The organism is Streptomyces europaeiscabiei (assembly GCF_001550375.1).
GTDB classification, from domain to species: domain Bacteria; phylum Actinomycetota; class Actinomycetes; order Streptomycetales; family Streptomycetaceae; genus Streptomyces; species Streptomyces europaeiscabiei.
In genome coordinates this window covers 1-11513 of record NZ_LRTR01000165.1, presented here as the reverse complement: position 1 = coordinate 11513, position 11513 = coordinate 1, and the positions used below count along the sequence as shown (strand labels likewise).

The 11513-nt window shown below is 71.9% G+C and carries 9 protein-coding genes; 4 read left to right on the top strand and 5 right to left on the bottom strand.

The features are described from left to right. Window positions 1-339 precede the first annotated feature (339 nt). The 3 genes from AWZ10_RS07665 to AWZ10_RS07655 all read right to left on the bottom strand — a co-directional run bounded on the left by AWZ10_RS07665 (window position 340) and on the right by AWZ10_RS07655 (window position 3115). A complete protein-coding gene (locus tag AWZ10_RS07665; protein ID WP_046709343.1) occupies window positions 340-1491 on the bottom strand; it encodes a sensor histidine kinase in 1152 nt (383 codons plus the stop codon). Between the two features lie 65 nt (window positions 1492-1556). Beyond that, on the bottom strand, window positions 1557-2294 hold the full coding sequence (locus AWZ10_RS07660) for a response regulator transcription factor (protein ID WP_046709344.1): 738 nt from the start codon (window positions 2292-2294) through the stop codon (window positions 1557-1559). Window positions 2295-2425: 131 nt separating this feature from the next. Further along, window positions 2426-3115, bottom strand: a complete 690-nt coding sequence (locus AWZ10_RS07655; RefSeq protein ID WP_060890737.1) for a spermine/spermidine synthase domain-containing protein — start codon at window positions 3113-3115, stop codon at window positions 2426-2428. Between the two features lie 604 nt (window positions 3116-3719). On the opposite strand from AWZ10_RS07655, the gene AWZ10_RS07650 reads away from it, so the two are divergent. Beyond that, the gene (locus AWZ10_RS07650; RefSeq protein WP_408997579.1) at window positions 3720-4589 is read left to right on the top strand and encodes a rhomboid-like protein; all 870 of its coding nucleotides are present in this window, start codon (window positions 3720-3722) and stop codon (window positions 4587-4589) included. A gap of 363 nt (window positions 4590-4952) precedes the next feature. Here AWZ10_RS07650 and AWZ10_RS07645 read toward each other — a convergent pair whose 3' ends face one another. Next, window positions 4953-5603, bottom strand: coding sequence for a GNAT family N-acetyltransferase (locus AWZ10_RS07645; protein ID WP_060890736.1), 651 nt, complete (start codon window positions 5601-5603; stop codon window positions 4953-4955). Window positions 5604-5952: 349 nt separating this feature from the next. Between AWZ10_RS07645 and lon the strand changes: the two genes are divergently transcribed. Both lon and AWZ10_RS07635 read left to right on the top strand, forming a co-directional pair. Beyond that, window positions 5953-8361 carry an endopeptidase La gene (gene lon / locus AWZ10_RS07640; RefSeq protein WP_060890735.1) on the top strand — a complete coding sequence of 803 codons (2409 nt, stop codon included), beginning with the start codon at window positions 5953-5955 and terminating at the stop codon, window positions 8359-8361. Window positions 8362-9067: 706 nt separating this feature from the next. Further along, window positions 9068-9562 (top strand): MarR family winged helix-turn-helix transcriptional regulator, encoded by a 495-nt coding sequence (locus tag AWZ10_RS07635; protein WP_046707662.1) that lies wholly within the window; start codon window positions 9068-9070, stop codon window positions 9560-9562. 24 nt (window positions 9563-9586) lie between these two features. Here AWZ10_RS07635 and AWZ10_RS07630 read toward each other — a convergent pair whose 3' ends face one another. After that, the gene (locus AWZ10_RS07630) at window positions 9587-10372 is read right to left on the bottom strand and encodes a protein phosphatase 2C domain-containing protein (protein WP_046707661.1); all 786 of its coding nucleotides are present in this window, start codon (window positions 10370-10372) and stop codon (window positions 9587-9589) included. 379 nt (window positions 10373-10751) lie between these two features. On the opposite strand from AWZ10_RS07630, the gene AWZ10_RS07625 reads away from it, so the two are divergent. Then, the coding region (locus AWZ10_RS07625) for a nitrate- and nitrite sensing domain-containing protein (RefSeq protein ID WP_279616617.1) at window positions 10752-11513 on the top strand (762 nt) is incomplete at its 3' end.

Below are 11513 nucleotides of genomic sequence, written 5' to 3'. Positions count from 1 at the left end.
ACCGCCGCCACCGCCCGTCCCCTCCTGTCCCTGGGGGCTGCGCCCCCAGACCCCCTGGCGCGTGGGTGAGTGGTCGGGTGCGGGTCGTGTGTGGTTGCTCGCGCAGTTCCCCGCGCCCCTGAAAAGCCTGCGGTTGGCCAGGCCCCGGAAGCCCGTCCTCGCCCGTGGCCTCGGAAGGCGGTCCTGGGGCGTGGCTGCGAGAGTCTGTGGTTGGCTGCGGTCTGGAGAGGCTCGCGGGTGCGGTTGTCTGCCGTCCCCGAGGGTCTTCGTTGCCTGGAGCCCTCAGGGGTCTGCGGGTCGGCCGTGGGGTGACAGGCTCGCTTCGCCTCGGACGTGGTGTCAGACCTGTGCCGGGCGCTGGGCGTTCTGTGCGGGCACCCCCGGCAGGAGCACCTGGATGCGGCAGCCCTTCGGGGACTCGGCGACGCCGATGCGGCCGCCGTGGAGGTCCACCGCCCAGCGGGCGATCGCGAGCCCCAGGCCCGTGCCGCCGTCGCTGCCGGGGCCGTGGGGGGAGCTGACGGCGCCGCGGTTGAAGCGTTCGAAGACGCGGTGCCACTCGGATTCGGGGATGCCGGGACCCTCGTCGAGGACTTCGAGGTCGAGGGACTCGGGGGTGGGGCCGCGGCGGGCCTTCACCGTGACGCGGCCGTGCGCCGGGCTGTGCTTGACCGCGTTGTCGATGAGGTTGGCGACGACCTGGTGGATGCGCTCCGGGTCCGCGTTCGCGGTGAGCTCCGGAGGGTGGACGTCCAGGTGCAGGTGGACGTCCGTGCGGGTGTGGTTGCCGGAGCCGGAGGTGATGCCGCCTCGGGCCGAGGAGACCATCTGGGCCTCCTTGAGGACGCCCGAGAGGTACGGCCACACCTCGAAGCGGCGCCGCCGCAGCGGGACCACGCCGTTGTCCAGGCGCGAGAGGTCGAGCAGGGTCTCCACCAGACGGCCCAGACGTTCCGTCTGCTTCAGGGCCGTACGCATCGTCTCGGGGTCGGCCTGGGTGACACCGTCGACGATGTTCTCCAGGACCGCGCGGAGGCCGGCGATGGGCGTGCGGAGCTCGTGGGAGACGTTCGCCACGAGCTCCTTGCGCTGGCGGTCCTGGGCCTCCAGCTCGTCGGCCATGAGGTTGATCGTGTGCGCGAGGTCGCCCAGCTCGTCCCGGCGGTTCTCGCTGACCCGGCGGGTGTAGTCGCCGCGCGAGATCGACCGGGCGACCGCGTTCATCTCGTCCAGGGGGGCCGTGAGCGAATGCGCCACGAACTGCGTAATCAAGAGCGTGGCGATCATCGAGAACACCGTGATGAAGCGCAGCTCCGTCTTGGTGTGCACCGCGATCATCGACAGACCGGTCGTGATCAGGACCGAGATGACGACGAGCGCACCGAGCTTCGTCTTGATCGAGAAGGGACGCAGACCGCCGAGCGGTCCCGCGCCCTTCCGTGACTGCGCGCCTCCGAGATTCCGCGACCTCGGGTCACCGACTCCGCTCATGACGCCACCAGCCCTCTGTCCCTACGTGCCTGCGTATGCCCTGCGCACACGGTGCGAGCACGGGTTCAGGGGGTCGGGGTCTCCAGGGCGTACCCCACACCGTGCACCGTGCGGATCCGCTCCGCGCCGATCTTCCGCCGCAGCGCCTTGATGTGGCTGTCCACGGTCCGTGTCCCGGACGCGTCCGCCCAGTCCCACACCTCGGCGAGCAGTTGTTCGCGCGAGAGTACGGCACGCGGGGTGTTCGCGAGACATACGAGGAGGTCGAACTCGGTGGGCGTGAGGTGCACGTCCTCGCTGCGCACCCGGACGCGGCGCTGTGCGTGGTCGATCTCCAGCTCGCCGAGGCGCAGGATGCCCGAGCGAGGTGTGGTGGCGGCCAGCGCGGCCCGCTCCACCCGGCGCAGCAGGACGTGCACGCGGGCGGCCAGCTCACGCATGGAGAACGGCTTGGTCATGTAGTCGTCGGCGCCGACGCCGAGCCCGACCAGCATGTCCGTCTCGTCGTCCCGCGCGGTGAGCATCAGCACGGGGACGGGCCGCTGGGCCTGGACGCGCCTGCACACCTCCAGGCCGTCGAAGCCGGGCAGCATGATGTCGAGGATCAGCAGGTCGGGCTGCCAGGCCTCCGCGGTGTCGACCGCGGCCGGCCCGTCCGTCGCGGTCTGTACGACGAAACCCTCGGCGCGCAGGCGGGCCGCGATGGCGTCGACGATCGTCGGGTCGTCCTCGACCACGAGCACCCGGCGCTGTGCGCCCGGCGTCGCTGTGGTGCTGCTGTGGGTGGTGTGTGTCTGCTCCATCGCCCGCCCCTGTGTTGCTTTCCGGAATCAGTGGGGTGATCCCTTGACTACGCACGGCTGCGCATGACTGCGATTGACGCTTGAATGATCGGCGCCAGGAAAGCAGGGTACGGGCAGTCACCGCACCACGGCTATCCAGGTCGGATCGCAAGGTGCACCACGTCCGGAACTCCTCGGGCAACCGCGATCTCTTCGGTACGCACCTGCCGGAATCCGGCATTCCGCAAGGTTTCCTCGAATTCCGCAGAAGGTTGCGCCGACCACACGGCAAGTACCCCGCCAGGTCTCAACACCCTTGCGCAGCTTGCCAATCCAGCTGGTGAGTACAGGTTTTCGTTGGCCTCGGAGACGGTCCAGTCGGGCCCGTTGTCGATGTCCAGGCAGAGCGCGTCGAACGTGGCGGATGTCTCATTGACGTACGCGACGAGATCGGCGTCCACGATGTCCGTACGGGGGTCCGCGAGTGCTTCCGCGGACACCTCGGCCAGCGGACCCGCGCGGTGCCACTCGATGACGGAGGGTTCGCGTTCGACAACCGTGATCGCTCCCCAGCGCGGATCCGCGGCGGCGTGTGCGAGCGAGAAGCCGACACCCAGACCCCCGATCAGCAGACTTGGCCGAGAACGGCCGGTCAGGGCGTCGAGGGCGGCGTCGACCAGCAGCCGTTCCGAGCGTCCGTCCGAGGTGTCCATCAGGAAGCACCCGTTGGCGATGATCTGCAGCAGCTTTCCGTGCCGCCGCAGCACGACCTCGCCGTAGGGGCCCTCGCGCCGGTCGATGACTTCGGGTGCGCCGACCTCGGGTTCGTCGATGATGGGCATCCGCCCATCCTTACGTCTCCGTGGCGCGGGGGCTGCCGAATTACGGCGCCCCGGTGACGACTTGGCGCGATCGGAGCACGAGCGGAGAAGGACCGGAGCGTCAGGCCGCGGCCGTACGGGAAGACCGGGTTCTCGGTGTCGTCGGGCACGTCGGGGCGGGACGCCTCCACCGCCGCCAGGGAACGCGGGAGTTCGCAGGCGGCCGGTCCTCGGCCCGCGTCCGTCCGAAGTCCACGGCGAGCAGGGCCGCGTCGCGGGCCCGTGGCCGGTGACGAGCGCGGCGGCCTTCGCGGCGAACTCTCGGGAGTACGGCGGTCGCTCCGGATTGACGCAGGCCGGTGACCCCGAGGGGAAGAGGACTCGAAGAACCCGGGCGGAACGGGCGGCGCCGGGCCGCGCCGTGTCGTCGAGGGCCGTGAACTCGCTCGCGCCGACGGTCTCCTCGGCGCGGTGGTCTCGTAGGGCTGCCGGGCAAGCAGGGCTGTCGGGTTGGGGGTCGCCCCGGCTGTCGGGTTGCTGTGAATCGCGTCGGGGGTGGCCCCGGTCACAGACAAGGGCGTATCGGGGCGTCGAGGGTGAGGTGAAACGGAAGGAGCGCCTCATCTTGGATGCCGCCGAGACTGTGGAGCCCGTGGAGACCGAGGCGGGTGCGGCACGGGCCGACGTCACACCGTCGCCGGTCGGGCCGGTCCTCGACGGCATCCCGCGGCAGCCGGGTTCGGCGCCCGCGCGGGTGGCGGAACAGGAGCCCGCGGGGCTCGAACGACGCGCGTCCGCCCGGCCCACGCGCTCCCCGTACCCGCGTCCCTGGCGGCTGCTCCCCACCCCCGTCGGCACGCCCTTCACCTTCTTCTACGCCGGGGTCCTGGTGATGACCTCGCTCGTCGCCGAGTACGCCGACCCGGCCCTGGTGCACGCGCTGCACCAGGGCTCCAGCACGGACGTGGCGCACCTGGTCCGGACTCCGGTGCTCGTACTGTCCGCCAGCGCGTTGTGGGTCGCGGGTGGCCTCGCCTCGCCGTACGCCCTCGCTTTTCTGCTGGTGCTGACCGCGCTGGAACGCCGGATCGGCGGGTGGCGTACCGCCGGGGTCTTCCTGCTGGGCCACGTCCTCGCCACCCTCGCCACCGAGGTTCCGGTGGGCCTGGCCGTCCTGGCCGGTCACCTTCCCGACAGCTCCCTCCACCGCCTCGACTACGGCATCAGTTTCGGGGTGGCGGCGAGCGTGGGCGCGTTGGCGGGACTGCTGCCGCCGTGGCTGCGGTGGCCGATTCTGCTGGGGTTCGGCGGGATGCTGGTGGACGACCTGATCGCGTACACGGACCCGATGACGAACTGGGGGCATCTGATGTCCCTGGCCATCGGCGTGGCGACGTGGCCGGTTGTGCGTGGGTGGTGGAGGGCCGGTCGGGGCGGCCGGGGGGTCCCGGAGGCCGGTGCGGGGCGGGATCGGGCCGCCACGATCGCCGCGTAGCCGTCGGCCGCGTCCAAGGCGGCCCCGGCTTCCAGGGCGTCCAAGGCGCCGAGCCCGGCCGGTGGAAGGCGACGCGCTCGGAGGACGCTCGGAGGAGAGGACGGTGACGTCGTCGCACGCGCCCTCCACGTCCTCCGTGCGGTGCGTCGATACGACCCCGTAGGCGGACGGCCTCCTCCGCGTTCACGACCGCGTCCGGGAACACGGCTGCCCGGCATGTCGAGCGGTCAGGCGGCGCAGGACCGGAACTTGGGTGGTTGGCGTGTCGCGCGACCGGAACTTGGGTGGCTCGCGTGTCGCGCGGGCGCCGGTCGGCGGGTGCCCGGGGAACGCGTACGCCCTCCCGCCATGGCCGCCCGCCGGTCACGGCCGCCCCGTGAACTTCGCGCTCGTCAGCGGCGCCTCCGCCCTCCACCCGAGCGACTCGTACAGCGCCCGCCCGTCCGGCGTTCCGCCCAACACGCCCACCTCGGCGCCCTGTTCGAGCGCGGCACGGGTGAGGGTGCGCATGACGACCGTGCCGAGGCCGCGGCGGCGGTGGTCCGGGGACGTCTCTATCTGGTCGACGACCGCGGTCGCTCCGGTCGGGGCGATCTGGCCGCGCGCGGCCAGAGAGCCGTCCGGCGCGGCGACCATCACCCGGGTCACGCCACCGGACGTCCAGGTGTGGAGCCGATAGCCGTCGGGGACGGGGGCCGGGGCCTCGTGCGTCCTGAGCCGTACGGACATCAGACAGCCCGGTTCCGGGTCGACCCACCAGCCCTCACCCAGCCAGGGGCCGACCTTCGACGATTCCGCGAAGACCTTGAGCCAGATCCCGGCCCCGGTGACGGCGTCGGCGACCTTGCGGACCGTCGCTTCCTCCACCTCGTCGTTCGTCGCCGCGAAGACGTGGCGGGTGACGTGGTGGGCCATTCCCATGTCGATCGTGCACCCCCACGGCTCGACCACCGGGGGCGCGGCACCGCGCGACACGACCCATCCGTCGACCCAGGCCCGCACGATTCCGTCCACCGCAACCCCCGCGCATGTAATAGATGAGATTGCTTAAAGGCTATTACAGGGATCGGGATGGGTGCGATCCCCGCCGAGGGGTTGGCCGGCCGTCCACCCCGTTCGGAGAGCAGGCGGGGGAGTCGGGGATGCGCAGGGCGGGAAGCGCCCGTGTGTCGTGTGCCCCGATCCGGACGGCCGGCCCTGATTCCAGGGCTCCGGCCGCGCGTTGGGGCTCACAGGGTCTTCGGCAGGAGTGTGCGGGGCGGCGGCTGATCGCCCACAGCGAACGGGCCGCCTCTTGGGGAACATTCCTCGGCTCACGTGCATTGAGTCGGCATAGCTCAACTTGACTGCCTAGGGAGAGATCATGGCATCGACCTCCGCACCGCTCACCCTGCCCGTGTTGCCGCTCGACGAAGAGGTCGTGCTGCCGGGAATGGTGGTGCCGCTGGACCTCAATGACACGGATGTACGGGCCGCGGTGGAGGCCGCGCAGGCCGCGGCGCGCGCGGAGCCGGGGAAGCCGAAGGTGCTGCTGGTGCCGCGGATCGACGGGGCGTACGCGGGCACGGGTGTGCTCGGGACCGTCGAGCAGGTCGGACGGCTGGCCGACGGTGATCCCGGGGCACTCATCCGCGCCGTTCGCCGGGTGCGGATCGGGGCCGGGACCACCGGGCCCGGCGCCGCCCTGTGGGTCGAGGGGACGAGCGTCGACGAGAACGTGCCGGATCCGCTGCCCGGGCAGGTCGCCGAACTCGTCAAGGAGTACAAGGCACTTGCCACCAGCTGGCTGCGCAAGCGCGCCGCCTGGCAGGTCGTGGACCGGGTGCAGGCGATCGACGACGTGTCGGCGCTCGCCGACAACTCCGGGTACTCGCCGTTCCTCACCACCGAGCAGAAGATCCAGCTCCTGGAGACCGGCGACCCCGTCGCCCGGCTGAAGCTCGCCACCCAGCAGCTGCGTGACCACCTCGCCGAGCAGGACGTCGCCGAGACCATCGCCAAGGACGTCCAGGAGGGCGTCGAGAAGCAGCAGCGCGAGTTCCTGCTGCGCCGGCAGCTCGAAGCCGTGCGCAAGGAGCTGCGTGAGCTGAACGGCGAGCAGGACGGCGAGGAGTCCGACGACTACCGGGCACGCGTCGAGGCCGCCGCTCTGCCGGAGACGGTACGGGAGGCCGCGCTCAAGGAGGTCGACAAGCTGGAGCGGTCGAGTGACCAGTCGCCCGAGGGCGGCTGGATCCGGACCTGGCTCGACACCGTGCTCGAACTGCCCTGGAACGAGCGGACCGAGGACTCCTACGACATTCGGGGCGCCCAGCGGGTGCTCGACGCCGAGCATGCCGGGCTGCAGGACGTGAAGGAGCGCATCACCGAGTACCTCGCGGTGCGCAAGCGACGTGCGGACCGGGGGCTGGGCGTCGTCGGCGGGCGGCGCGGCGGTGCCGTGCTCGCGCTCGTCGGGCCGCCCGGTGTCGGCAAGACCAGCCTCGGCGAGTCCGTGGCCCACGCGATGGGGCGGAAGTTCGTCCGGGTCGCGCTCGGCGGCGTTCGGGACGAGGCGGAGATCCGCGGGCACCGGCGTACGTACGTGGGCGCACTGCCCGGTCGGATCGTCCGGGCGATCAAGGAGGCGGGCTCCATGAACCCCGTCGTCCTGCTCGACGAGATCGACAAGGTCGGCTCCGACTTCCGGGGCGACCCGGCCGCCGCGCTGCTCGAAGTCCTCGACCCCGCGCAGAACCACACCTTCCGGGACCACTACCTGGAGGTCGAGCTGGACCTGAGCGACGTCGTCTTCCTGGCCACGGCCAACGTCCTGGAGGCGATCCCCGAGGCGCTGCTCGACCGCATGGAGCTCGTCCGGCTGGACGGCTACACGGAGGACGAGAAGGTCGTCATCGCCCGGGACCACCTGCTGCCCCGGCAGCTGGACCGGGCCGGGCTCGGCGCCGACGAGGTCGTCCTCGACGAGAGCGCGCTGCGCAGGCTCGCCGGTGAGTACACGCGCGAGGCGGGCGTACGGAACCTGGAGCGGTCGGTCGCGCGGCTGTTGCGCAAGGTCGCGGCCCAGCACGAACTGGGGCAGCGGGAGCTGCCGTTCACCGTCACCGACGGGGATCTGCGCGGGCTCATCGGGCGCCCGCACCATGTGCCCGAGTCGGCCCAGGACCCGGCGGAGCGGCGTACGGCCGTGCCGGGTGTCGCGACCGGGCTCGCGGTCACCGGCGCGGGTGGCGACGTGCTGTACGTCGAGGCGTCGCTCGCCGACCCGGAGACGGGCGCGGCGGGGCTGACCCTGACCGGCCAGCTGGGCGACGTGATGAAGGAGTCCGCGCAGATCGCGCTCTCCTTCCTCCGCTCGCACGGCGCGGAGCTGGAGCTGCCGGTCGCCGACCTGAAGGACCGGGGTGTGCACATCCACTTCCCGGCGGGCGCGGTCCCCAAGGACGGCCCGAGCGCCGGCGTCACCATGACGACGGCTCTCGCCTCGCTGCTGTCCGGGCGGCTCGTCCGCACCGACGTGGCCATGACCGGTGAGGTCTCGCTGACGGGGCGGGTGCTGCCCATCGGCGGCGTGAAGCAGAAGCTGCTCGCCGCGCATCGGGCCGGCGTCACGACCGTCATCATCCCGAAGCGGAACGAGGCCGACCTCGACGACGTCCCCGCCGAGGTTCTCGACAAGCTCGACGTCCACGCGGTCACCGACGTCCGCCAGGTGCTGGAGCTGGCGCTCGCCCCGGCGGGGGCGGGGGTGGAGGTGCCGGTGGCCGCGTGACCGCCGGGGCGGCGGTCCTCCGGGCTTCGTCGGCCCGGCCCCGGAGGCGGCTCTCCGGGGGTGGGCCGACGGTGGTCCGGTTCGTGGGCGGGCGCGGGTCCGGTGGGGGCTTCTCGCGCAGTTCCCCGCGCCCCTGAAAAGCAGGGGCTGCGCCCCGTGCTTTTCGACCCGCAGGCCGGTCGCTCTCGGGCCCGCGGACCGATCACCCTCGGGCGCGCAGGCCGGTCGCTCTCGGACCTGCAGACCGATCACCCTCGGGCCCGTAGGCCCGGTCGCCTTTCGGGCCCGTAGGGTCATGGCCTTTCAGGCCCGCAAGGGCCTGATCTTTCAGGGGCGCGGGGAACTGCGCGACCAGCCCCCACCGGGCCCGCAGTGGACCCGGGCGGTGGTTCGTCAGGCTCCGTCGGCCGCTCGGCCCCCGTCCGACCTCCGTGCGGCGTTCCCCCAAGGCTCCGGTGGTGGTGTGACGGACGCCCGCCGGACGGTGAAGGCCCGGGTCGTCCCCCGTGAGGGAGACCCGGGCCTTTCCCATGGGCCGACGGGCACGCGGGCCGAGAAGCCGGCCCGGCACACCCTGCGGAAGCGCCCGCGAGGGCGAGGCGGTCCGTGTCGGTCCGTGGCTGCGAAATACTGAACGGCGCTGCCCGCCACGGCGGCCCTGGCGGAAACCTTCAGGAACCCGGAATCGGAAAGCAGGAGCGCTGACGTGCACGACGAGGGCGGAAACGGCGACGGCGGTGGTGCCGGGGCCGGCATGCCGACGGGCGGTATGGACCAGGCGTTCCTGGCACTGGAACGGGAGTTGACGGTCCTGCTGCGGCGGGCCCGCGCCAAGTCCGGGGAGATGGCCCGTGCCGTCCACCCCGACCTGGAGTCCGCCGCCTACGGGCTGCTGGCCCGCCTCGACGAGGCCGGCCGCCTCCGCGCCACCGAACTCGCCGCCTACATCGGCGTCGGCAAGGCCACCATGTCCCGTCAACTCCGCGCCCTGGAACACCTCGGCCTCATCGCCCGCGAACCCGACCCCGCCGACGGCCGCGCCTGGCTCGTCCATCTCACGGAGGAGGGCCGGGCCCGCTTCCGGGCGGTCCGGGACGCCCGCCGGGTCGCGTACGTACGGCAGCTCGCGGGGTGGGACCGGGACGAGGTGGCCCAACTGGCGCAGTTGCTGCACCAGCTGAACCGAGGCGTGGAGAGCTGAGGAGAACTGAGGGCGGAGAAGCCCTCACAACTCCACGAACACCACGCTCGCGTCGTCGTGCCTCTTGCCGCGCCCGAGGAACGCGCGTTCCACGTCAATGACTTCGAGCTCCCGCACCCGCTGCACCAGGCCGTGCGCCCCCGCCTTCCGCACGAAGGTGAGGCAGTCCGACCAGCCGCCCTCGCGGAACTTCTCCACCCAGCGGCTCGCGCCGTCCGTCAGCGCGACCAGCGAGCGGACCTCCTCGCGGGGGACTGTTCCCGTCACCGCCCGAGCGGCCACGGCGGGATCGGCGGCCGCCGTCCAGAAGCCGCCCTCCCTGTTCCGGAGGGTCGAGTCGACGCTCGCGGCCGTGGCCAGGGCGGCCCTTGGCAGCAGGGACAGACGGTCGTCCAGTACGGCCGTCACCGTGCCGTCCGGTCGTTCGATCAGCAGGGCAGAGTCCGACAACACCAGGTACTCCACGTCCGTCGACGACCAGCGGGCGAGGGCCAACGTGGCCTGCGGGGTTCGTGGGTGAGAAAGGTCACAGGTTTGGGCGTGTGCCAGGGCGGTACGGGAAATGGCCTGTGAAAGCACGTCGGGCAACGGTACATCCCGCTCCGAAACGGATAGTTCGGTCAGGGTGCCGCCGAGGCGGGAAGTGAACCATGCGACTGGATGTCGACAGCCGTAGCCGTCGGGCGGCGGGGTCACGCCGTCGAGAACGACGAGGGCGCCGCCCTGTCCCCCCGCGGGCAGGGCCACCGACGCGAAGTCCTCGTTGGGGCGGAGAGGGTCGCCGGGCTCCGAGACGAGTTCGGTGCGCATTCGGCCAGTCTGCACGAGCCCGCCACAAGATCCGTGAAAGGCCGACAACGGTCGTCGTACGACCCGGACCCTCCAGGAGGGGAGCCGGGTTTGGCATGGAATGATCGTGAGCGGTGAAGCGCGGCGGCGAATACTGTCAAAGCGCGTCGCCGACGTCCAACCGGCCCGAGGTGCGGGACAGCGGCACGAGCCGGAAGAACTTGCCCGCCAACTCCCCTGCGATGTTCACTCCTTCGGGTGGCGGGACTGATGATGCGGGACCACTGCCCACCGGCACTGGGAGGGTCGGGAGCCGTACCGGGGGGACGGCTGTACAGGACATACGTCATGTGAGTGGTCGACGGATCGTCACCCCGGCCCATGGGTACACGAGTCAGGAATGCGAGCACCGGTGCAGAAGACGCGGCCTCGGCGCGCAGACAAGCAGGCAGCCTCGAAGGCCTCCGCGGCCTCCCCGAACCAACCGGGGACGGCACAGGCGCAGGCCCCCGTCGGCACCGGGCGGAAGGCGCGCGTACGCAACCGGCTCATCGTCGCCGTGGCCGTCGTGGCCGCCGCCGTAGCGGGCGCGGGAGCGCCCTCGATCCTCGCCGCCTCGGAGCAACTGCGCGACACCCAGAGCCTGGTCACGCTCGCCGGACAGACCCAGGAGACGCTCACCCTCGCGCACGCGCTGGCCGACGAACGCGACGAGGTCACCGCGTACATCGCCGCCGGGCGACCCAAGTCGTCCGTGCCCAGCAAGCAGCGCAGTGACCGTGTCGACACCCAGGTCGAGGAACTGAGCGCGGGCACCGGCACCTCCGCCGCGATGCGGGAGACCACCGAGAGCGCCGAGTCCATCGCCGGCATACGGCAAGCGGCGCTCTCCGGGAAGAGCACCGCTCTCGAAGCGCACACGGCGTACACCGCCGTCGTCACCGAGCTCCACGCCCTCGCCGAGGAACTGGCCGAGCAACTGCCGCCCCGCGCGGGCGGCGGCGCCTACGCGCTCGCCGAACTCGACACCGCCGTCCAGCAGGCCGCCGCCGCCCGCGGGCTGCTCGTCGCCGCGCTCAGCGTCCCGACGACCACCCGGACGGTCGTCGACCCCGTCACCGGGCTGCCCACCACCACGACCGGCGCTTCGGCCGCCGACGCG